We start from the raw sequence: 21,721 nt of genomic DNA, 5'->3' as shown, positions 1-21,721 counted from the left end.
TGCCCCTTACTTCTTATCGTCAGCCATGGTTTGAGAACCTGTCTCTTGCAAACCCGTGTCTTGCCAACTGTAGACATATTCTTTGTTCTCAACGTTATCGAGTTCGTCAGAGAACTGCAGCGCGTGGCGAGTATCAATCATCACCGCCACTTCGTCGGTGAATTTCTTCTTATGCGCCTGACCCGTTTTAAAAGCCTTTGGATGAGGCCCGTGCGTAAACCCCGCCGGGTGAAAGGTCACCATGCCCGCTTCAATGTTGTCGCGGCTAAAAAAGTCACCAGCGTGATAGAACAACACTTCGTCGTAATCATCATTGTTGTGGTAGAAAGGCACTTTCAATGCACCGGGGTCGCTCTCAATCGGACGCGGCACAAAGGTACACACCACAAAGCCTGCACCCACAAAGGTGGTGTGCGCAGAAGGGGGCAAGTGGTAGCGATGTGACATCAGCGGTCTGATATCGCGCCAATTCACTTTCACCACCGCTAAGTCGCCATGCCAGCCAATCGCATCCAATGGATTGAACGGATAGGTGATCACGCTGACTTTGTCGTGACGTTTTACCTGAACCTGAGTCTGGTTTTCTGAATACTGAGCGCGAAATTGATCATTGATAGAAGGGATGTCGAGCACAGCAGGATCAAACACCGCGTGATTGCCGACCATGCCTTTCTCTGGCAATGAGTAAGCGGCGTCTGTGTTCTCAATCATCAAGATAAACATCGGCTCGCTTGGCTCCAAGCGCCAGTTGGTTGAGCGCGGGATCATCACGTAATCCCCTTCACTCACTTCTAAATGACCATAGTCGCAATAGAGATTTGCACTGCCTTGGTGAATAAACAACAGCTCATCACCATCGGAATTACGCACCAAGAAATCCATCTTCTCGTCCATGCGCCACACTCGGATTTTGCAGTCAGCGTTGTGCAAAAGATGAGGCACCGCCCAAGGGGTTATCTGGCTGGCTTTTTCCACCAGCGTAAAATCAAAAGCGCGAGGGCGTAAATCACCTTCCCACTCCGACCAACCTGTTGGGGCATGTTGGTGATGGAAGTGAGCGGCAGGGCCGAAGAAACCACTTCGACCCGCCTCTCGCTCATAGATTGCCTCTTCAGGGAAGTCGGCATGCGCTTGTTTAGAACACACCCCCTCCCGATGAGGAAACGAGATCCATTTATGCATCGTCTAATACTCCTCGACGAATCTGGTCCTCTTCAATCGATTCAAACAGCGCCTTGAAGTTACCTTCACCAAAGCCTTCGTTGCCTTTACGCTGAATGATTTCAAAGAACACAGGCCCGATTACCGTCTGTGTGAAAATTTGCAGCAAGATGCCGTCTTTGGTCGGCGCACCATCAATCAGAACGCGTAGGTCACGCAACAGATCGGTATCTTCCCGGTGGCCTTTTACACGATCGTCAACTTTCTCATAGTAGGTATCTGGGGTTGGCATAAAGTCCATGCCGCGATCACGCAGGGTTTTCACCGTTTTGTAGATGTCATCCGTAGCGAGTGCGATGTGTTGGATACCTTCGCCGTTGTATTCACGAATGAACTCTTCAATTTGTGATTTGTCGTCGGAAGACTCATTGATAGGGATACGGATTTTGCCACATGGCGAGGTCATGGCTCTGCTCACAAGGCCTGTCAGCTTGCCTTCAATGTCGAAGTAGCGAATCTCGCGGAAGTTACCGATGCGCTCATAAAACCCAGACCATACATCCATATTGCCTTGTTTCACGTTGTGCGTGAGATGGTCGATTTCATACAAGCCAACATTGGCTTCGGCCATGCGCTGTTCCGCATCGTCATAGAATCGGAAATCGACGTCATAGATGCTCTGCTTGCCATAACGATCCACAAAATAGAGCAGGCTTTCACCGATGCCGTAAATGGCAGGAATACTCAGCTCCATCGGCCCTATTTCTGTTTTGTACTCTTCACCGCCGCCCTTAAACGCTTGTTCCATTGCAGCTGTCGCTTCGTTGACACGAAAAGCCATGCCACAGACCGATGGCCCATGCACTTTAGCGAACGCTTCCGCTTGGCTGTGCGGTTGTTCATTAACGATGAAGTTGATGTCACCTTGTCGATACAGCCAAGCCTCTTTTGAGCGATGCTTGGCGACCTCAGCAAAACCAAGTGACACAAACAGTGCTTTAAGTTGCTCAATTCCCTTGTGGTCAACGGCCGTGTATTCAACAAACTCGAATCCATCCGTGCCAAGCGGGTTGTATGTATCCACCATGAACTTTCTCCTTGTACCTATTGGTTTTGTATTACGTGTTTTTTGTCCTTAATTAAATTTGGCCCACAAGCCGAGATAATGGAATGGGTGGAGGAAAATGGGCAATTTCGATGAAACCCCGTCAATTTGTAAAATATTTGTTACACGCGAATCGCTAAAACAAGAAAGTGAGTGCTATCAAGGGATTGAAGAGTGGTGGTTTGATTTACAGCAGAGGAATAGATGTTATTGAATTGTTACATTTGAGCTTTATGGGCTAAAGCAGAAAGAGATAAGTGTATGTTGAACGTAAAAAGAGCATCACAAAACAGGTGATGCTCTTTTAAAAAGCTTCATATCCCAATGGTATTCTCATAGGGTGAGCCATCAACTCTAACCCATTACTTTAATGATTGATGATTGATGGTTGATGGTCAAATGGAGGTTGTTTCTCTTGTGAGCACGTCATCAATTCAAGCAATCATAGAACGAGATTTTTTCAAACGAAATGAAAGCACGGAAATTAAACTGATAAGCACCAATAACCCGGTACCGGCACCACTACGTTCAACATCTTCAGCGCTATCATCACTTCTTTCAGCAATGTCTTCACTTGTTGCTCCAGATATCGGGATAAGTTTCACAGCCACCACCCTCTCGTCACCTACTCCATCATTACAATATGCAAAGTGCGCGGTTGAATCATAAGCCATAGAAGAGGAGCTACTTTCACTCGCAAAACATTGTATTGCCGTCCCTGAGATAACACCCGCGTCATTAATGTCGGTTGCGTCCAATATTCTAAAGTGGTTGTTGGCATCACTGTCGTCACCACCGTTAGTTAGGTCGTCTAACCACCAAGCTTGATCATTATATCTTGCACGTCTATCAGCATCGGTACCAGTGTCGTTATAAGGGAAAATGAAGCCGCGATGCCTTCTTTCATGTCCGTCTACTTCAGCGTGAGTTTCGGCGTCAACATAGCCAACGATTTCATTGTAGCTGTTGATCTCACTTGCTTTTCCCTCTGCACTGTCAAAGAAAATGTCTTCACCTAAACTTGCGAAGAATGTGGCTGTTGGCGTTGTGTCATTCGCATCAGCGACGAACATACGATTATCAGACACACGATCCGACGGATAATCACCATCTCGTTTTGCATAACCAATAACCATCATGTTTTCATTAATGTCTGTTGCGACAGAATTACTGTGAATGTATGAATCACTAACTTCTACCGTCGCATTAGCGATAAATGTAGTCGTCCAAGCATTTTCCGAAACGCTGAAATTTGACGTACTGCTTGGCCTAAACACAGCAGCCTGCATAAGAAAGTTATCTGAATCATCTAGTTCCGTATTGTAACCAACTAAAACAGGATAAGAGCTATATGTACCTCTAGACGAAATCGTTGCAGCCCTCACACTCGCTTGTGCTGAAGCTTCATCATCGTTGTAAGAGTAATAGGTCGAACTGGTTTCCCAATCGGATACTGCAAAACGGTTTCCATCATCATTGGGACCATTCGCATCGGTTATATTCCAGACAAAAGCTCGATTAGCAAAAGCAAAGTTCTGACACTCTGGATATAAAGCAGGCTCAATATCTTCATCGATACAATTATCTAGATCCTCAGCATCACTGTCGGATGTGTACGGAGAGTCATAATCTTTGTATCCATCACTGTAATAAAAAGTCGCAACGGACGCGCTTCCGACCACATAGCTTTCCCCTCCATAACTGAAAGAGTCAAAAGCCATCGTTCTTCCCATTTGGGATATTATATTCGCTTCGCCGTCAGCATCGCTGATCGTAATGCTGGTATCGGCTTCAGGTTGGAGAACCGTAAATTCAGTGCCTGTATCGTAGTAACCACGCTGCCTATACAACTGAATATATTGGTTGTTATAACTGTAGTAACCACTGCTGGTGTTACCAAGAACAAAACCATTCTCGTCAACTTTAGTGATGACCTTCTCCTCTGTTCCATCAACAAAGGAATAACTATAACTGCTCACATCAGGTGGGTTACTGCCAACATCGGGGATCTCACTTAATGAGTAAGAGTCATAAAAAGCCGTGGAATTCGTCTGATAGCTCAGCCCGTAATACGCATCACGCTCATTTTTCAAGCCTCCAATGCCCGCATCATCATCGCCATACCACAATAAAGAACTCCAAGCTTCACAAGTCGCGTAGCCAAGTTCGCTCGTGCAGTAGCTATAGATATCGTCATAATCCAAATAGTAGAACGTGTTATCGATACCAAAGGGGACCTCCTCTTTAAAGGAAAAACCTGGTTCTGCATTTTGAGCTTCCCCTGCGAATGCGTAGTCGGTGTCACCACAACTGGTACTAAAGCAATCCGTTGTACCAAGCTCTGGTTCAACTGCGACCCCATACACCGATTCCGTTTCTACTGGTGATTCCTCCAAAACCACCCTATAAAGCGCAGCGTTACTATAAGAAGCAACCAACAACGTAGAAGAGACAACGACTGATTTTTTTACCATTGCCTTCATTCTACGGCTCCTAAAAAATAATCCATTTCAATACCAACGATAGCTTTCTGCCTTTATTGCTAAAGGCATTAAATTCATGAGTTCAATAGTGGACTAGGATAAAAATAGAAAATGTGGAAACTATGTAGAAACAATGGAGGTTTAAACAACCTGACTTGATGGGCTGATGAACTGATGAACTGATGCCCTATTAAAGTTAAACGCTAACTTTCATCTCCTAGATTTATCCATTTTCTCTGCTAATTTGATCGCTAACCTATTTGCGTCAAAGAAATACACTTATATTTGGTTACGAATAGGAATTAAATTATGAAAAAAATCACGACAGCATTACTTTTACTGACATCGACATTCGCGCTTCAAGCGTGTGCTGAAAGCCGTGAAGGTCCAAGAGAAATGCCAAGTTTTGAAGAAATGGATGCAAACGGTGATGGCGAGTTACAATTAGAAGAGCTCAGAGGTCCACTCGCCGATGACTTTGATAAACTAGACGCAGATGGAAGCGGTGGTCTATCGGAAGAGGAAGTTCCGCCACCACCACCAAGACGTCAATAATGGTTAGAGGGTTATCCAAAAATAGTGATAATTCAATGCGAGCTGATGGGGTATAGCACCCTGTCAGCTCGCTATTCATTTCTAACAAAAGAGTGCTTATACATGGCCTAAGATGAATAAAGAAATCAATGTCCATATTTCCCACACGATCGAGGGCTAATATTGGTTTATCTCATTTTATTGTCTTAACTCACTCTATCGTCTTAATTCACTTTAATTTCTGGAGAGAACGTGCGCATATCAATTTTCACCAAACTGTTTGTTTCAATACTAATGGTGTGCGTGACCATGCTCTTTGTACTGACCTATTTTATTAACTCCAGTTTTCAAAGAGGGCTCCAAGATTTCACAAATAATAATGAGATTGCCCTAGCTCAAGAACTCGCCAATAACTTAAAGCAATATTACTCACCTTCCGAAAAGTGGAGGCGGCTAGAGCGTGAACCACATTTAATCGCCAGTAGCATTAGCGGCCCCTCACGACCACATCCTCGTGACAGACACCCATCGCCACCACCATTAAGAGAGCCGGAAGCGCCAGGCCTTCAACCTATTTGGCAACGACTCAACATTTTAGATCAAGACGGGCGAGCCATAATTGGACCGCCTGAAAACCTACATCACCTTGAAGATGGTCAGCATCAAGCACTAGTCGAAATAACACTGGATGATCAAGTTATTGGGTATATCTCCATCGTCCAGATGGATGAAATATCAGGGCCTTTAGCAGAAAGCTTTTTCAAACAACAAACGACGCATGTAAGCACTATCGCATCGATTACCGTGTTGCTTTCATTCCTTATCTCTTTGTTTCTTGTTAGGCGATTTTTGAAACCATTGCGTGCTTTGTCGAAAGGTGCCAAATCTATCGAAAATGGCGATCTCGATTTCTACATTAAAAAAAGCGGCAATGATGAATTGTCCGATCTCATCGGAATATTCAACGGTGTTGTCGAGACACTAAGAAAACAGAAAACACTTAGAGAACAGTGGTTATCAGATATTTCACATGAACTTAGAACGCCTATCACCGTGCTTAGAAGTGAACTAGAAGCGCTACAAGACGGTATCCGATCTCCTGAACCAAAATACATCGACTCGTTACATCAACAAATCATCACACTAGGTCAACTCGTTGAGGATCTTCACCAACTCTCCCTGTATGACATCGGATTTAACCTCAATGTTAAAAACAACGTTGATATACATAAACTGATTGATTCTGTGATCGTTCAAAACTCGATCCGTTTAGAACAAAAAAACATCACATTAACAAAGCACTATGACCATTCGGCGCCACTGTTTACCTCGTGTGATGAGAGATTACTGACACAACTGTTTGTGAATCTGTTAGAAAATAGCGCGCGATACACTGGCGATAATGGGTATGTATCGATAGATGTTACCGACATTAGTGATAGTATTATTATCAACGTTGAAGACAGTGATCCAGGTGTACCTGATGCATCACTTCCACGTTTATTTGAGAGGCTTTACCGCGTTGATAAATCGCGTAGTCGCTCAAGTGGCGGTTCTGGACTTGGATTATCTATCTGTAAAAATATCGTTGAAGCGCACCAAGGACACATTACTGCCGACCACTCAGAATTGGGTGGACTACGAATCATCATAGCGTTACCAAAGGAAATAAAATCGTGATTTTAGTCGTCGAAGATGAGCCTGCATTAGCAAGTGTACTGTGTGAGTACTTAGAGCACTCTGGCCTTGAAAGTCATCATATTATCGATGGTAACCTTGTCATTGACTGGGTAAAGCAAGCATCGCCTAAACTCATTATTCTCGACCTCATGCTACCCAATAGAGACGGGTTGGATATTTATCGAGAGCTGAGAACGTTCAGTGACATCCCAGTGGTTATGGCGACAGCCAAGGTCGAAGAGATCGATCGACTCGTTGGGCTTGAATTGGGTGCAGATGATTATATATGTAAGCCGTACAGCCCGAGAGAAGTAGTCGTGAGGGTGAAAAATATTTTGCGCCGTTCCAACAAGCCCCAAGCCACGTCAACAACGAACGCCATTGATATTGATGAATTGAGTATGACCGCCGTCCTATGTGGTATTAAGCTAAGTTTAACGCCAGCTGAGTTTCGGCTTTTGCACCTTCTTTATCAAAATGTTGGCCGCATTTATAGTCGCGATCAATTGATTGATAAAATCTACGACGATAGAAGAGTGGTCAGTGATCGCACTATCGATAGCCATATTAAAAACTTACGCAAAAAAATGGTCTCGATAAATGAAAAATGTGACTACATTAAATCCATTTACGGGATAGGTTACAAACTAGAAATAGAATAATACGAATCAAAAAGCCGCTGTAGTCAGCGGCTTGATGAGTTCTAGAACGAACCTAAATCGAATATAAGGTTCGCGTTAATCCCAGTTGAGAATCGACCAATTCGGTTGATCAGCCAGTGCTTTCAAACGCGGGCATGGGTTTACTAGGTAAGCAAAATCAGCGTGTTCACACAAAGGTAAGTCGTTGATTGAATCCGTATAAAAGTGAATGTCTGAGTAGTTAGTTTCTTGATTGTCTAACCACTCTTTTAAACGGGTGACTTTACCTTCACGGTAGCTTGGTACGCCTGATATTTGAGAAGTAAAACGGCCTTGGTTTTCAATCAAATCAATACCGAGTGCATTCTCGATACCAATCTTGCGGCCGACCGCTTCTACTAGGAAAGTGACGCTGGCTGAGATGATCAACATGTCGATGTCATCATTCTCTAGCTGCTCAATCAAAGGTTTCGACTGTTTGAACTGCTTAGGCAAAATATGCTGTTCAACACACTCTTCCACCAATGCGGTGACTTGCTCTGTTGGCATATCGGCCAAAGGCTGCATGGAAAACGTGAGGTAATCTTCCATGTTCAGTTTGCCTTCCGAATACAAGCCCATTAAGCGCTTATCTTCTTCAATAAAGTTGGGCGCTGTGGCAATGCCCTTTTCAACCAAGAACTCATTCCAGAGCATCGCTGCATCGGCATTGATCAGCGTTTCATCCATATCAAATACATACAAAGGTTTGAACATCTTAGGCTCTCACAGGTTGAATTTCGTTAAGGTTAAACAGGAGTTCAAGTTGGCTGCCGTTTGCCAACAGTCGTTCAGAAGAACGGTTAAGCAAATCGACGGTTAATTCACACTCATCAACGTCCACTTGGTAGCGAATCACGTTACCCAAGAGCTGGTGGTTGCGAATGGTACCGGTTTTTGGCGCAGAGATATGTTCGCCATATTGTCGACCTTGCTCTTTCACGTAGATAGATTCCGGTCGAATCGCCACTTTCCACTCGGTTTCAATATTGAAAAGTTGCTTGGCTTTGTTCGCTTGCACCAGATTGTAGTGCCCCATGAACCCAGCAACAAACTCATTAGCAGGTTGAGTGTAGATCTCTTCGGGTGTGCCGGCTTGTACGATCTCACCTTTATTCATCAAGAAGATGCGGTCAGACATGATCATCGCTTCTTCTTGATCGTGAGTCACGAAGATCGTGGTCAGGTTCATCTCTTTTTGAATATCTCGAATCTGTTGGCGAAGGTGTTTACGGATCTTCGCATCCAACGCCGAAAGTGGCTCATCGAGCAATAGAATACGCGGCTTGACCACCAAGGCTCTTGCCAAGGCAACACGCTGACGCTGACCTCCCGAAAGCTGATGCGGGTAGAATTTCTCTTTACCCGTTAAGTCCACCAGTCCAATCACTTTCGCCACTTCACGTTTAATCTCGTCAGCAGCAAGCTTTTTCATCTTGAGGCCAAACGCAATATTGCCTTCAACCGTCATGTTCGGGAACAGCGCATAAGATTGAAACACCATGCCGATGCCACGTTGTTGCGGCACTTGGTGAGTAATCTCTTCACCGTTGACCCAGATCTCGCCACCATCAACAGGATTCAGGCCAGCCAAGCTGCGCAGTAGAGTCGATTTACCACAGCCACTTGGGCCAAGCAGAGTAATGAATTCGCCCTTCTCGATGGAAAATTCAATATCTTCAAACACCGTGTTGTCACCAAAGCTCTTGGTGAGGTTTTTTGCATTTACATAGCTCATTATTTTGTTCCCTGGCTGAAACGACTTGCCAACCAAGTCAGTAAGAAAATAAACAGGAAGTACGTCATCACAAGGGCTGACGTGAAGTGGCCGCTGGTTTGACGCATGTTGTATAGGTAGATTTGCAGTGTCTCGTAACGTGTACCCACCAAGATATTGGCAAACACGAACTCGCCCAATAGGAACGAGAACGACAAGAACAGCGACGCCATTAAGCCTTTCTTAAGGTTTGGCAGAATAATCAACAAGAACGCCTTGGTGGTGCTTGCACCGAGCAGGTGTGCCGCGTCCATCAAATCGTGCAGGTTAATCGCTTCAAAGCTGTTGGCAATCGCGCGATACATGAATGGCAACGCGATGGTGAAGTAAGTACCAATCAAGATCCACGGTGTGCCTATCAAGGAAATTTCACTATCGGCATATAGCTGAAGCAAGCCAACCGACGACACCACGGGTGGCACAGCGAATGGCAATAAGATCAGGATATTCATCACCTTGTCGAGTTTCGGGAAATAGTAAAACACCACGAAAATCGCAGGCAAGACCAACACCACACTCAATGACAGTGCTGCCACACAGATAAACAGTGAACGACCAAAAGCTTGTAAGAAGCGAGGATCGGTCAGCAGGTTGATATACCAATCTAACGTGAAGCCATCCGGCAGGATCGTCGCGCCCCATCGAGAAGAGATCGAGTAGATAAAGGTCGCTAAGATCGGGATCACCATGATGCCGACAATCGAATAGACAACCGTTTTATGAAAGCGAGTATTTACGGTATTCATTACTTTCTCTTCCCTGCGTAGCTTTTGCTGATCAGCCATTGGTTAATCACGGTGATGAAGGCCAGCATCGCCATCAGAATCACAGAAATTGCGGCGGCTAGGTTTGGTTCTAAGAACAAGTCGCCCGATACCAAGCTCGCGATTCGAATCGTAATCACGTTGTAGTTGCCCGAGGTCAAGGCATACACGCTCGCATAGGCGCCAATCGCATTGGCAATCAAGATGATGAAGGTGCCGAACAAAGCCGGAGATAACACAGGCAGCGCTATTTTGGTCCAGTATTGCCAAGTTTTCGCGCCAAGCAATGCAGAAGCGGCTTGCCAGTCGTCACTCAGAGCATCAAACGCTGGATAGAGCAACAACACCGCCAATGGGATCTGGAAGTAGATGTAAATCGCCAGCAAGCCCCACTTGCCGTAAAGGTCGAAATCACCCAGCAATCCATACTGCTTGAGCAACAAGGTAATCGCACCGTTGGTCCCAAGGATGATGATGAAAGCGAAAGACAACGGAACGCCAGAAAAATTACTGCTCATGTTGGTGAAAGCAATCACCGCATCGCGGATTTTAGAATCAACACGGCGCAATGAAGAGACCAACAGAGTCGCGATTGCCAAGCCAACAATGCTCGACCAAATCGACAACCATAAACTGTTGCCAAAAGCCTGCATCATGAAAGCAGAATCGAATATTTCAGAATAGTTTTCGAGAGAGAGCTCATCGTCATCATAGAAGAAGCTGTTGATCAGCACCCAAACCATAGGTGCTAGTTGGAACAGATAGAAAAACAGGGCGAAAGGCGCAAGCCACAAAGCGGGCTTGAAGCGTTTGAACCAAGATTTGGTTTGAGGTTTAAGCGCAGAGCCATCGCTCTGCGTGATTACAGAACTGCTCATAGGGCCAACAATTCCTGAGTGTAAGATTTATCGTGTTCAAGGTTGAGTAACTGACACACGCTGCCGCAGATATCGGTCTGTTTCACTGAACATGCTTGGTGTGTGAACTTATCGCCAATCACAAAGAATGGTACTTCACGCTCTTCAGGCAGAATGCCACCGTGAGACAAGTCATTGTTCATGCCATGGTCACTGGTAATAATCACCTGATAGCCATCATTTACCCATTTCTCAAGGTAGTTCGACAGGTAAATATCCACGCCACGTGCACTATTGCGGTACTGGCGAGAATCCAACCCATGCTTGTGTCCAATATCGTCAATGTTCATTGGGTGAATCAATAAGAAATCAGGCTGATGAGTCACGCGCAGGTGCTCGGCATCCAAGAACAAGGCTTCATCTGGGTAGTGATCCCAGTGGTAGAAACAGCCATGTTGAATGTTCATGGTCTCATCGTTGGTAAAACGGTCACGCACAGCATCAAATGGCGCTCGGTTATACAACTCGCTCACCCAATGATAGGCCGCTGCAGCCGTCACTTTGCCCTGCGATTTCGCCAAGCTAAAGATCGACTCGTGATTCGACAAACGCACGATTTGATTGTTGACGATGCCACTCTCGACAGGGCGAACCCCAGTTAAGATGCATTCATACAGTGGGCGTGACATTGACGGCAATTCACATTGCACAGGGTAAAGCGTGGCGCGCAGCTTGTTTTTTTGCGTGCTTATGATTTGCGAAGTGCCCTGTTGGCTCAGAGGAACGCTGTGGTTACTGTTTTTCGAGTCACTAAGTTCTAGAAGACCGTTCAGGTAACCCATGCAATCACGGGCTACCTGATAATTCAGTCCATCTAGAACAACAAGGATAACCTTATTGCTCATGGTCTATTCTCTATTGCTTGTTTCTATAAGCCACCTACTACAGGCAGCGTGTTAAGCGGGGGTTATTGCTGGTGAATCAATACGCTTTCTTGCCATTGACGTGGCAGGCGACGTGCTGATTTTTCCCATGCTGAGAAGTCAGTCACTGGGTGAACATTGCTGTATTCATCGTTCGAGATCAGCTTGTCTTGAACTGATTGAGGTAGCGTAATGTTGCTACGGATTGGACGTGCGTAACCTTCTGCTAGGTTGATTTGGCCTTGGTCGCTGAAGATGTATTCACGAGCCAACTTCGCCGCGTTCGGGTTTTGTGCGTATTTATTAATGATGGTGGTGTAACCAGAAATCACTGAGCCATCTTGTGGAATGCTGACGGTAAAGCGCTCACGGTCGATCTTGTCGCGGTAGTTCAGTGCGTTGAAGTCCCACATGATTGCCACTTCCACTTCGCCTTTTTCAAGATTCGCGATGCTTGGATCTGTGTAAGACAGACGGCCTTGCTTCGCTAATTCACCAAAGAATTTAATCGCTGGTTTTAGGTTCGACTCGTCACCGCCATTAGCAAATGCTGCCGCTAGAATCGCGTTGTTTGCTTGCGCGGCTACACCTACGTCACCGACTGTTACTTTGTAGTCGCCTTCTAGTAGGTCACTCCAAGTTTTCGGCGCATCTTCAACAAGGTTGTTGTTGGAAATGAAAGAGATGGTGCCAGTGTAAGCCAGAGCCCAATGACCATCTTTGTCTTTTGCCCAGTCTGGAATGTCATTCCAAGTGGTTGGTTTGTATGGCTGAGTGACGTTTTTCTTCACGGCCACACGTGCGAATGCGAACCCCACATCACCAATATCAGCGGTTGCGTTTTTCTTCTCTGCTTCAAATTTCGAGATCTCCTGAGCCGAGCTCATATCGGTATCCTGATGCTTCAAACCGTAGTTTGCTTTCAGGTCAGTCCATGTGCCTTTCCAGTTTGCCCAACTGTCTGGCATACCCACACTGTAAACAGCACCCTCTTTTTGAGCGGCTTCAATCAGTGACTTAAGATCAGCATCCTTCGCCATCGCTGGCATTGAAAGTGTTGCCGTTATTAGCGTTGCGCCGATTAATTTTGCAGGTGAACCGATTAATTTAGCTGGCGATACAGTTGAACGGCTAAGCAAAGTTTTCATTGTCTCTATCCTTCTGGACTAGGTCAGTAAGTTCGTTTTGTATGCTATAGCCGGAATGTGACGGTTTGCCGTAAGTTATTTGACAGTTCGAGTGCATTTACGTGGCAGTTATATTTCACTCATATGACAATAAGCCATTGTTTACTGTCACATTCCTGTTAACTCCATGGTTTACCTTATTAAGCACACGAACTTATGGACTAGATCAGTAATGAGAACATTGGGCACCGGGCAATCAGGGACACAGTTAGGAAGAATTAAGGCGAGTATTCGAGAGCAGCTTCAATCAGGTATCTTCATTGAAGGGCAAAAACTGCCATCAGAAAGAAACCTTAGCGAACTGTTTTCCACCACACGAATCACGCTCAAAGATGCGTTGGTGTCTCTGGAAACCGAAGGTTTGATATACAGAGAAGAGCGCCGTGGCTGGTATGTGTCACCCGAACGTGTTCGCTATAACCCATTGTCACGTTCTCACTTTCATCAAATGATTCGCGAACAACATCGTATTGCAGCAACCAAGTTGCTCAGCACCCGCACAGAGATGGCGACAGGCGATTACGCCAAAGCATTAGAAATAGAACAGATAACCCCGATACACGTGATTGAGCGATTACGCTTTATTGATGGCAGAGCGGTGCTGTTTGTTGAAAACGTCTTAAAAGCGCCGTTGTTTGAGAAGGTGTTGTCAGAAAACCTCACCATGTCGCTGACAGGCATCTACCGAGAAAAATACGGCTACGAGACCAAACGATCGCGCTTTGATGTGATACCCACCTCTGCCCCTGCGCATGTCGCCAAGGCATTAAATTTGGCTGAGGGTCAACCGGTGCTGAAGATCTGCCGTGTGAACTACAAGCAAGATGGCGAGTTGATGGACTGCGAACTGGAATACTGGCGACCAGACTCAGTAGTGATCCACATTGATAGCATTGGCTAGTACCACATCCTCTTAATGCGGTAGCAACACAAATACAAAAACTCCGACTGATTCAGTCGGAGTTTTTTAACAATCAAACATTAAGGTGCGCGAATCATCTAGCTCATGAATCAAGCTTGAGGAACTTCCTTACCCTTGTTGAATCTGGGTTAGTGAAGAACTTCTCAGGGTTGGATTTCTCAATCAAGATGCCCTTCTCAAGGAATACCACCTGATCCGACACCTGACGCGCGAATTCCATCTCATGAGTCACCACCACCATGGTGTAACCCTCTTGCGATAGCTTCTTCATTACCAGTAACACCTCTTCGACCAATTCAGGGTCGAGCGCGGAGGTTGGCTCATCAAACAGCAATACATCCGGTTCCATCGCGAGAGCTCTGGCAATCGCGACACGTTGCTTTTGCCCACCCGATAACATGCTTGGGTAACTCTCTAGTTTGTGTGACATCCCAACCTTGTCGAGTTGCTTACGAGCCATCTCCTCGGCGTCTGATTTCGCTATCTTCTTAACATGAACCAGCGCTTCCATGACGTTTTGCAACACGGTGAGATGCGGCCATAAGTTGAAGCTTTGGAAAACCATTCCAAGACGCTCTCGAAGTTTCGCCAACTCTTTGTATTTGAGTGGCTTACCCGTTTCAGAGTTGATACCAATACGCTCATCACCCATAAAAATCGTGCCGCGCTCTGGCTGCTCTAACCAGTTCATGCAACGCAGTAGCGTCGATTTCCCCGAACCTGACGAGCCGAGAATACTCACCACATCGCCTTTGTTGATGTTGAGGTTGATGTCTCGCAGTACTTCGATGCCATCAAACTGTTTCGACAGGTTTTCAACCTTGATGATCGTCTCTCGTTCTTCCAATAGTGGCTCGCACTCAATCACTTCCAAATTCACGCCCAAAGAAGGGTTAATCGGTGCTTCCGTTTCAATAATCTCTGATTGTTTAAGCATGGCTAAGTCCTCTAAGTTCAACTTTGGTTTGGATTCGTTTGGTGATGCTTTCAAGTGCAATACTCACAACCCAGTAGAGCGCGATAGCAATGATGAACGCATTCAATGGGATGAAGTAGGTCGATTGAATGCTGTTGGCGGCCGCGGTAATTTCTGCGACGGTGATGATGCTAAGAAACGCAGTGTCTTTTAAGCAGATGATGAGTTGGTTAGTGATCAGAGGAACCGACTTACACAACACGTTGGGTGTGATGACTCGTGTGAAGGTTTTGAGTTTAGAAAAGCCATAAGCGTGCGCCGCTTCGATGTAACCAGGCTCTAACCCCTTACGAACACCTCGGAAAATCTCACAGAAATACGTACCATGATAGAGGCTGAGTGCGATGATTCCCGCAGTCACTGCATCTAGTCGAATGCCAACCTGAGGCAAACCGTAATAGAGCAGATAGGCTAAAATCAGAAACGGTAAGGTGCGCATCATGCCTATCAAACTGTTGATGGTGTACTTAACACCGAGTCTCGAGTTTTCGAGACAGTACAACAAACCAATGCCTATGACGAAACTCAAGATTGAAGACGAAACAAAAAGATAAAACGTGGTCACAAAACCAGAAGCAAACAGCTCTTTTTGTTGCCAGATAATATTCCATTCTTCCATATTTACTCCTTAAATTTACCCACTCAATGACGCTTCACAAGCAGGTAAATGGTGTAGCTGACCAAGTAGTGATGACGGCCAAACTGTTGCTGCTACTGTAAACAGATGTATGCACTTATTGCTGCAGATAAGTGGCTCGGTTTTCAGCCACAGCTTGCAACTTCACCAACACGCCAATAATCAACATGTAAATGGCACCGGCACATAGAATCGGCCCAAGTGGTTCATAGGTAACCGCAGAGATTCGATTGGTGACACGAGTTAGGTCGACGATGCCGATCACCGCAATCGCTGGGCTGCCTTTGATTAAGAACGACATCTCATTGACTAGCGCTGGTAGGCTCATGATCACCATTTGCGGGAACATGATGCGGCGAAAATAAGTGATACGTCTCATACCAATGGCTTCTGCCGCTTCCATTTGTCCTTTTGAAAAGTTAAGAAAGGCATTGCGCCAAATCTCTGCATTGAATGCCGATGTATTGAGTGTGAGAGCTAAAATAGCAGAAACGTGTTTATCTAAATTGATGCCAAATGACGGAAAAGAAAGGAAAATAAACAGAGCCAGTGTCACCAAAGGCGTTGCTCGTGCCCAGCTGACATAGATACCCAACATTTGATCCACAAACGGGATTTTCATCATTCTAACTAAGGCAATCATTAGGCCGATGACGACACCTAATACAATCGATACTGCCGATATCCATGCCGTTGCCCACGCGCCCTGTAGTAACTGTTCCCAAGCGTAATAATCCATAAACGACCTCTTTGATCAGCGACTTCTTTCGATAGATTGTGCGCCAAAGACTCATGGGTTAAACCGCTTTGAACCCATTGGCATGGACACAAACAGCCGCTAACTGTTTGTGTCGGCGCATGCTTATTCATCTATTGAACGGCTGTTAGCTTGTGATACTGCTCAACCGAAGTGATGGCTTCTGAAGGGAGTTGGTCGAACGATTCACCGAACCACTTCTTCTGCAACTCTGCCATTTTTCCTGTTTGCTCAAGGTGTAGGAAGAATTCCGTTAGGTAAGCCAAAAGCTCAGGATTATCTTTAGGAACTGGCCAGCTAACGAAACCTGGGCCAGAGACTGCTTCGCCTTTTTTGAATACCTTTGACTTCGACTTCACTACCTCGTTAACTGAAACCACACTGTTGATCACATAGTCTATTCGGCCGATTGCCAAGTCGGAATACGCTTCTGGGTAGGATTGATACTGCACCACTTTACCCAAAGATTTGCCTTGTGCTTCGAGCATCACTTCGAGCTCTGGAAGCCTTTCTAGCAAAGCACTGCCCGCTTGTAAGCCCACTGTTTTTCCATCTAAATCGGCTACCGTATTAATATCTTCCGCGTCAGCTCTGGTTAAGAAGTAATGCTGCGCTGAAGCGATAGGTGGAGTGAAATCAAAGGCCTTCAAGCGAGCATCGGTAATGATCGCGCCAGTTAACGCCACATCATATTGACCCGCAGATACCGAAGCGAGTAGTCCTGTCCAAGGTAAGATCTCTTGTTCGATATCGAACTTCGAATATTCACGTAACTCATCAAGCAAATCTTTGTTAATCCCCGCAGGCTTACCGCGGTCGATATAGTTGAATGGAGAGTAGTTGTCTTCTGTCGCCACTTTCATGAAGCCTTGCTTTTCGATGGCTGCAAGCTCCGATGCTTGTGCGACTCCAAAACAACCCAGTACAACTGTCGCTGCCGCTGTTGAAACCCATGCCTTCATCGTCATTCCCTGTTTCATACGCTTTCCTTATCGAGATTATTTGCCTGCCTTTACTTTATGAACGGAATGCATCGGAGACGTAGAGCCAATTTAATTTTCAGGTTGGGACAGAACGATTTTCTAGTTTGGGACAACGTAATTTTCGGGGTTGAGAGAGAGCAAAACACACTCTTAAAACATCAATATGAACTCTGGCGCATTTCTTGCTCTTTTATACAAATTGGACTGAGGTTCACTGAGAATAAGGACTGTATCTCATGGCGATAAATCACAATTGTTTCATCGAGTTTGATTCCAAAAGAAGCCTGCAAGAACAAGTACGTAGCTATTTGGTGACGGCGATATTGAATGGTATTTTTCCGGCTGAACAAGCGCTTCCGTCTTGTCGTAAGCTGTCTAGCCAATTGGGTGTTTCACGCAATACTGTCTCGTTGGTGTACGACAGTTTGCTCGACGATGGCTACCTCATCAGTAAGCCTCGCAGTGGTTATTACCTTTCAGAAAAGTATGAAAACCCGAGTGATACTATCGACGCGAGTTTGGATCATTTTGAATCAGCCGACAGCGACAATGCACCGGATTGGAGCAAACGCGTTAAGCTGCAATTGGGCCAATACCCACGCATCGTCAAACCCTCGCATTGGAGTTGTTACCAATACCCATTTATTTTTGGCCAACCCTCTATCAATGACTTCCCATTAGCTCAATGGCGAGAAGCGACAAGAAAGGTCACCTCAGACCCACATGATCACCGCTGGCTTTGCGACAAGGTCGATAAAGACGTCGACATGCTGGTCGAACAGATACGCACAAGGGTGCTCCCACAGCGCGGTATTCATGCCCAAAGTGATGAGATCCTCATAACCTTAGGTTCGCAGAATGCGCTGTATTTGATTTCGACTTTGCTCATGAACCATCAGAGTCGAGTCGGAGTCGAGAACCCCGGCTACAAAGAAGCGAATCACATCTTCAATCTCTCTGGCGCGCAGTTACACCCGCATCAAGTGGATGAACAAGGATTGAGATTCAATGAGCACTCTTCACTGTGTGATCACTTCTATGTCACGCCTAGCCATCAAGCTCCAACCGGCGTCACCATGAGTGATGAGCGTCGAACTCAGTTACTTGAAATGGCCAAAGCCAATGACGCGGTAATTATCGAAGATGACTATGACGCCGAGTGCAACGTGGAGTGGAATCCTAAACCCGCGCTAAAAGCCAATGACAAGGAAGGGAGAGTCATCTACGTCAGCAGCTTCTCTAAGCTACTGGCACCCGGCTTGAGGTTAGGCTACATCGTGGCACCTGAAGAGTTAATCTACGACCTTAGAATACTGCGTCGCTTGATGTACCGACATGCGCCAAGCCGTGTTCAGATGGAAGTAGCGCACTTTATTGAACAAGGCTACTACGACAGCTTTGTGAGGCGCTTTAGAGAAAACACTCGCCAGCGCTGGAAGCTGATCAACGATGCTGTCTTGAAGTACTTACCTGACTGCAAGCGACTGGCTCAAAGCGAGCAGGCCAACTCTCTGTGGCTACAAACGCCCAGCCACATCAATAGCCAGCGTTTAGCTTCACGAGCCGCCCAAAAGGGCATATTGATTGAGACAGGCTATTCACACTTTATGACGAATACCGAAACGGAATCGGGCTGTGAAGCATTGTCAGAATATGACCCCAATTCCTATTTTCGATTGGGCTTTCACGCCATCGACAAAGATCTGATCGCACCCGGTATCAAAGAGCTGTCAGAGGTGATGAAGATCTAGCATCACTTAAGAGCAGTTTGACCAGACTGATTTAGTGAAAGAACGTAAAAAGAGCATCAATCGATGCTCTTTTATCGTTTCTGAAGGTTAGGTTTGGCACGTTGAAAAGAACGGGGAATTCTTTGTCAAAGTGCCTTGGTTGCTGTGCTGGCTATCTTATTGGAGACTTAAGAAGCGAGTTCAAACAACACTTCATCAATGATCTTAACGCCTTTCTTTATATCGCTTGGCTGAATAACCAAAGGTGGCGCAACGTGAATGCGGTTATTCACAATGAAGGTCAACAGGCCTCGCTTGGTCAATTGCGCTTTCAATTGCCCCATTTTTTCATTGCTCAAAGGTGTTTTACTTTCACGATCTTCCACCAGCTCTACAGCCCAGAACATCCCTTTGCCGCGCACATCACCAATCATAGGGTGCAACTCTTGAAGGCTCAGTAGAAGCGGCCCTAAAACGCTGTTACCGACGTTATCAGCGTGTGTGACAATGCCCTCTTGCTCCATCACATCGAGCGTTGCAACGATAGAAGCCATCGCCAAAGGGTGACCTGAGTACGTTAAGCCGCCCATAAAGAAGTTTGACTTAAAGTACTCAACGATCGGTTCGCTGACCACCACGCCACCAGCCGGCACATAACCCGAGTTCACCCCTTTCGCGAAAGTAATCAGATCCGGCACTACATTAAAGTGCTCAAACGCAAACCACTTACCCGTGCGGCCAAAGCCGACCATGACTTCATCGAATATCAACTGAATGCCATGTTTGGTTGCCAGCTCACGCACGCCGATAAGGTAATCTTTGGGCGGAATGAGAAAACCAGCCGTTCCCGGAATCGTCTCTAGGATAATCGCCGCAATCGCCGTTGGTCCTTCGCATTCAATCACTCGCTCTAAATGCTGCAGGGCACGCTCACTCTCTTCTGCCTCAGTCGCCGCGTTGAATTCGCTTCGATAGAGAAATGGATTGAAGAAGTGAACGTGCCCACGGCTATACTCGTTTGGAATTCGACGAAAATCCCCCGTCGCAGCAATAGCAGTACCTGTATTGCCATGGTAAGAACGGTAAGCAGATAGCACCTTGTCGCGCCCTGTGAATTGTCGCGCCATGCGAATCGCATTTTCGTTGGCATCTGCCCCTGCATTGGTAAAGAACACCTTCTTAAACGAGCTTGGCGCTTTCGACAAGATACGCTTAGCCGCCAAACCACGAGTGAGGTTGGCGGTCGCAGGGGCAACGGTCACTAATGAATCAGCCTGATCTTTAATCGCTTTGATCACTTGTGGATGCTGATGACCAATGTTGGTGTTAACCAGTTGGCTACTAAAATCAAGGTATTCTTTACCTTCGTAGTCCCACATTTTGCATCCTTGCCCACCCGCAATGGCGATAGGCTCCGCTGCTTCTTGAATCGACCAAGAATGAAATACGCTCTTGTCGAGGTCGATAATATCTTGGTTCACAAGCTGTTCTGTTGATACTTCCATTTCATCGTCTCCATTAACAACACTAGATTCACAGCCGCTCGTGCTTGGCTCGTCTTCGAGAATGAAAGACACAAAACACGACATTGAAAAGGCTGCGCTATCGGATGGAATAATCTTCATCCCAAACAGGGCGGAGGTCATAGTGTCAGTTTCAACAAAACATTGGGCCAGTACATCAGCCCAAGTCTCATCCCCGATCCAACAAACAGCCTGACCCAATCCAATCGTCGATCTGGCTCTATTCAAAACTCTTAGGTGTGAATAGATTGAAAGGCAGACGAGACAGGTCTCATCGAACGCTAATTAACGCAGCAGCAATATCAAAAGCAAAGAGGTGAGCAAGAGTGGAATTAGGATTAGCGATGACATTGATTCTGTTTGCAGGAGTAGTTCGAGGCTATTCAGGATTTGGGTTTGCGATTATCGTAGCGCTTTCCCTCAGCTTTATTGTTCCACCATTGCAAGCGGTAACCATCGCTATCTTGTTGGACTTTTTAAGTGCCTTTCCTCTGCTCAAGCGAAGTAAAACCACCATCAATATCCGGCTTATTGCGCCGCTGTGTATTGGCATGTTGGTTGCGGTGCCTTTTTCGCTGTATTTCATTAGCACGATATCGGAATCAGGCTTGAAGGCCTTTATCGCGATGATGTCTTTGGTCGCTGGCACGCTGATTATTTTGGACTTACGCCTCACTTGGTTGCACCAACGACACGCGTTTTGGGCGGGAGCCATTTCGGGGTTTAGCATGACCACCGCTTCTTCAGGAGGTCCGCCATTAGTGACGTATTTGATGAACCTGACCATTAAAACCAGTGAACAGAGAGCCACCGCGATTGTGTTTTTTCTGCTGAGTTCAGCGATTTCACTGATCGGCTTCATATGGATTGGCGCATTTAACCAAGAATCGTTCATCACAGGTTTATGGCTATTACCGGCAGCTTTGATTGGCAATGTACTGGGGCAAAAACTGTATCTATCAGTACCGAACTTGTCTGCAAAAACAACGACCGCGCCGATTTTGATCGGCATGGCACTACTTATGTTAATTTCAAATTAGAA

20 protein-coding genes are annotated in these 21,721 nt (G+C 46.0%); 6 read left to right on the top strand and 14 right to left on the bottom strand.

All coding sequences use genetic code 11. The annotated features are described in order from the left end of the window. Positions 1-6 precede the first annotated feature (6 nt). The 3 genes from AB4623_RS05355 to AB4623_RS05345 all read right to left on the bottom strand — a co-directional run bounded on the left by AB4623_RS05355 (position 7) and on the right by AB4623_RS05345 (position 4,749). Positions 7-1,182, bottom strand: a complete 1,176-nt coding sequence (locus tag AB4623_RS05355; RefSeq protein ID WP_372145892.1) for a homogentisate 1,2-dioxygenase — start codon at positions 1,180-1,182, stop codon at positions 7-9. Continuing rightward, complete coding sequence (hppD, locus tag AB4623_RS05350) at positions 1,175-2,248, bottom strand: 4-hydroxyphenylpyruvate dioxygenase (RefSeq protein ID WP_372145891.1); 1,074 nt, start codon at positions 2,246-2,248, stop codon at positions 1,175-1,177. Before hppD ends, AB4623_RS05355 begins: the two co-directional genes overlap by 8 nt. Before the next feature lie 452 nt (positions 2,249-2,700). Further along, positions 2,701-4,749: a DUF3466 family protein gene (locus tag AB4623_RS05345; protein ID WP_372145890.1), complete on the bottom strand. Its 2,049-nt coding sequence runs from the start codon at positions 4,747-4,749 to the stop codon at positions 2,701-2,703. A gap of 309 nt (positions 4,750-5,058) precedes the next feature. Between AB4623_RS05345 and AB4623_RS05340 the strand changes: the two genes are divergently transcribed. From AB4623_RS05340 to AB4623_RS05330, 3 genes are all read left to right on the top strand, one after another. After that, positions 5,059-5,304 carry a hypothetical protein gene (locus AB4623_RS05340; RefSeq protein WP_010432281.1) on the top strand — a complete coding sequence of 82 codons (246 nt, stop codon included), beginning with the start codon at positions 5,059-5,061 and terminating at the stop codon, positions 5,302-5,304. Positions 5,305-5,592: 288 nt separating this feature from the next. Beyond that, complete coding sequence (locus AB4623_RS05335) at positions 5,593-6,963, top strand: ATP-binding protein (RefSeq protein WP_108092646.1); 1,371 nt, start codon at positions 5,593-5,595, stop codon at positions 6,961-6,963. Beyond that, positions 6,960-7,625 (top strand): response regulator, encoded by a 666-nt coding sequence (locus AB4623_RS05330; protein WP_017094156.1) that lies wholly within the window; start codon positions 6,960-6,962, stop codon positions 7,623-7,625. Before AB4623_RS05335 ends, AB4623_RS05330 begins: the two co-directional genes overlap by 4 nt. A 75-nt stretch (positions 7,626-7,700) precedes the next feature. Here the strand turns inward: AB4623_RS05330 and AB4623_RS05325 are convergent, their stop codons facing one another. The 6 genes from AB4623_RS05325 to AB4623_RS05300 all read right to left on the bottom strand — a co-directional run bounded on the left by AB4623_RS05325 (position 7,701) and on the right by AB4623_RS05300 (position 13,112). Then, complete coding sequence (locus AB4623_RS05325) at positions 7,701-8,360, bottom strand: HAD family phosphatase (RefSeq protein ID WP_017091954.1); 660 nt, start codon at positions 8,358-8,360, stop codon at positions 7,701-7,703. 1 nt (position 8,361) lies between these two features. Next, the gene (locus AB4623_RS05320) at positions 8,362-9,381 is read right to left on the bottom strand and encodes an ABC transporter ATP-binding protein (RefSeq protein ID WP_017078395.1); all 1,020 of its coding nucleotides are present in this window, start codon (positions 9,379-9,381) and stop codon (positions 8,362-8,364) included. Then, entirely contained in the window at positions 9,381-10,166 is a 786-nt protein-coding gene (locus AB4623_RS05315) for an ABC transporter permease (protein WP_017081317.1), read from the bottom strand. The genes AB4623_RS05320 and AB4623_RS05315 overlap by 1 nt, the downstream gene beginning before the upstream one ends. Next, the gene (locus tag AB4623_RS05310) at positions 10,166-11,062 is read right to left on the bottom strand and encodes an ABC transporter permease (protein WP_372145888.1); all 897 of its coding nucleotides are present in this window, start codon (positions 11,060-11,062) and stop codon (positions 10,166-10,168) included. The genes AB4623_RS05315 and AB4623_RS05310 overlap by 1 nt, the downstream gene beginning before the upstream one ends. Next, positions 11,059-11,946: an alkaline phosphatase family protein gene (locus AB4623_RS05305; protein ID WP_102442385.1), complete on the bottom strand. Its 888-nt coding sequence runs from the start codon at positions 11,944-11,946 to the stop codon at positions 11,059-11,061. The genes AB4623_RS05310 and AB4623_RS05305 overlap by 4 nt, the downstream gene beginning before the upstream one ends. Before the next feature lie 62 nt (positions 11,947-12,008). Beyond that, on the bottom strand, positions 12,009-13,112 hold the full coding sequence (locus tag AB4623_RS05300; protein ID WP_372145886.1) for an ABC transporter substrate-binding protein: 1,104 nt from the start codon (positions 13,110-13,112) through the stop codon (positions 12,009-12,011). A 211-nt stretch (positions 13,113-13,323) separates the two neighbouring features. Here AB4623_RS05300 and AB4623_RS05295 point away from each other — a divergent pair, with 211 nt between their 5' ends. Then, positions 13,324-14,052, top strand: a complete 729-nt coding sequence (locus tag AB4623_RS05295) for a UTRA domain-containing protein (RefSeq protein ID WP_372145884.1) — start codon at positions 13,324-13,326, stop codon at positions 14,050-14,052. Positions 14,053-14,155: 103 nt separating this feature from the next. Here the strand turns inward: AB4623_RS05295 and AB4623_RS05290 are convergent, their stop codons facing one another. The 4 genes from AB4623_RS05290 to AB4623_RS05275 form a co-directional block, all read right to left on the bottom strand. Beyond that, on the bottom strand, positions 14,156-15,010 hold the full coding sequence (locus AB4623_RS05290; RefSeq protein WP_017065130.1) for an amino acid ABC transporter ATP-binding protein: 855 nt from the start codon (positions 15,008-15,010) through the stop codon (positions 14,156-14,158). After that, positions 15,003-15,668 carry an amino acid ABC transporter permease gene (locus tag AB4623_RS05285; protein ID WP_017071256.1) on the bottom strand — a complete coding sequence of 222 codons (666 nt, stop codon included), beginning with the start codon at positions 15,666-15,668 and terminating at the stop codon, positions 15,003-15,005. The genes AB4623_RS05290 and AB4623_RS05285 overlap by 8 nt, the downstream gene beginning before the upstream one ends. A gap of 115 nt (positions 15,669-15,783) precedes the next feature. Beyond that, on the bottom strand, positions 15,784-16,425 hold the full coding sequence (locus tag AB4623_RS05280; RefSeq protein WP_017066356.1) for an amino acid ABC transporter permease: 642 nt from the start codon (positions 16,423-16,425) through the stop codon (positions 15,784-15,786). 131 nt (positions 16,426-16,556) lie between these two features. Next, the gene (locus AB4623_RS05275) at positions 16,557-17,423 is read right to left on the bottom strand and encodes a transporter substrate-binding domain-containing protein (RefSeq protein WP_065584482.1); all 867 of its coding nucleotides are present in this window, start codon (positions 17,421-17,423) and stop codon (positions 16,557-16,559) included. A gap of 239 nt (positions 17,424-17,662) precedes the next feature. Between AB4623_RS05275 and AB4623_RS05270 the strand changes: the two genes are divergently transcribed. Next, on the top strand, positions 17,663-19,177 hold the full coding sequence (locus AB4623_RS05270) for a PLP-dependent aminotransferase family protein (protein ID WP_017066354.1): 1,515 nt from the start codon (positions 17,663-17,665) through the stop codon (positions 19,175-19,177). A gap of 167 nt (positions 19,178-19,344) precedes the next feature. On the opposite strand, the gene AB4623_RS05265 is transcribed toward AB4623_RS05270, so the two are convergent. Then, the gene (locus AB4623_RS05265) at positions 19,345-20,661 is read right to left on the bottom strand and encodes an aspartate aminotransferase family protein (RefSeq protein WP_136977786.1); all 1,317 of its coding nucleotides are present in this window, start codon (positions 20,659-20,661) and stop codon (positions 19,345-19,347) included. 362 nt (positions 20,662-21,023) lie between these two features. On the opposite strand from AB4623_RS05265, the gene AB4623_RS05260 reads away from it, so the two are divergent. After that, positions 21,024-21,719, top strand: coding sequence for a sulfite exporter TauE/SafE family protein (locus AB4623_RS05260; RefSeq protein ID WP_017061223.1), 696 nt, complete (start codon positions 21,024-21,026; stop codon positions 21,717-21,719). Positions 21,720-21,721 lie beyond the last annotated feature (2 nt).

Source organism: Vibrio sp. 10N.222.52.C12, assembly GCF_041474215.1.
Lineage (GTDB): Bacteria > Pseudomonadota > Gammaproteobacteria > Enterobacterales > Vibrionaceae > Vibrio > Vibrio crassostreae_C.
Note: the sequence above shows the minus strand (reverse complement) of the source record. Positions and strands in the feature narration are given on the sequence as shown.

Coding starts and splice junctions, on each gene's coding strand:
- AB4623_RS05355 (WP_372145892.1), bottom strand. CDS start 1,182: ATGCATAAATGGATCTCGTTTCCTCATCGGGAGGGGGTGTGTTCTAAA.
- hppD (WP_372145891.1), bottom strand. CDS start 2,248: ATGGTGGATACATACAACCCGCTTGGCACGGATGGATTCGAGTTTGTT.
- AB4623_RS05345 (WP_372145890.1), bottom strand. CDS start 4,749: ATGAAGGCAATGGTAAAAAAATCAGTCGTTGTCTCTTCTACGTTGTTG.
- AB4623_RS05340 (WP_010432281.1), top strand. CDS start 5,059: ATGAAAAAAATCACGACAGCATTACTTTTACTGACATCGACATTCGCG.
- AB4623_RS05335 (WP_108092646.1), top strand. CDS start 5,593: ATGCTCTTTGTACTGACCTATTTTATTAACTCCAGTTTTCAAAGAGGG.
- AB4623_RS05325 (WP_017091954.1), bottom strand. CDS start 8,360: ATGTTCAAACCTTTGTATGTATTTGATATGGATGAAACGCTGATCAAT.
- AB4623_RS05320 (WP_017078395.1), bottom strand. CDS start 9,381: ATGAGCTATGTAAATGCAAAAAACCTCACCAAGAGCTTTGGTGACAAC.
- AB4623_RS05315 (WP_017081317.1), bottom strand. CDS start 10,166: ATGAATACCGTAAATACTCGCTTTCATAAAACGGTTGTCTATTCGATT.
- AB4623_RS05310 (WP_372145888.1), bottom strand. CDS start 11,062: ATGAGCAGTTCTGTAATCACGCAGAGCGATGGCTCTGCGCTTAAACCT.
- AB4623_RS05305 (WP_102442385.1), bottom strand. CDS start 11,946: ATGAGCAATAAGGTTATCCTTGTTGTTCTAGATGGACTGAATTATCAG.
- AB4623_RS05300 (WP_372145886.1), bottom strand. CDS start 13,112: ATGAAAACTTTGCTTAGCCGTTCAACTGTATCGCCAGCTAAATTAATC.
- AB4623_RS05295 (WP_372145884.1), top strand. CDS start 13,324: ATGAGAACATTGGGCACCGGGCAATCAGGGACACAGTTAGGAAGAATT.
- AB4623_RS05290 (WP_017065130.1), bottom strand. CDS start 15,010: ATGCTTAAACAATCAGAGATTATTGAAACGGAAGCACCGATTAACCCT.
- AB4623_RS05285 (WP_017071256.1), bottom strand. CDS start 15,668: ATGGAAGAATGGAATATTATCTGGCAACAAAAAGAGCTGTTTGCTTCT.
- AB4623_RS05280 (WP_017066356.1), bottom strand. CDS start 16,425: ATGGATTATTACGCTTGGGAACAGTTACTACAGGGCGCGTGGGCAACG.
- AB4623_RS05275 (WP_065584482.1), bottom strand. CDS start 17,423: ATGAAACAGGGAATGACGATGAAGGCATGGGTTTCAACAGCGGCAGCG.
- AB4623_RS05270 (WP_017066354.1), top strand. CDS start 17,663: ATGGCGATAAATCACAATTGTTTCATCGAGTTTGATTCCAAAAGAAGC.
- AB4623_RS05265 (WP_136977786.1), bottom strand. CDS start 20,661: ATGGAAGTATCAACAGAACAGCTTGTGAACCAAGATATTATCGACCTC.
- AB4623_RS05260 (WP_017061223.1), top strand. CDS start 21,024: ATGACATTGATTCTGTTTGCAGGAGTAGTTCGAGGCTATTCAGGATTT.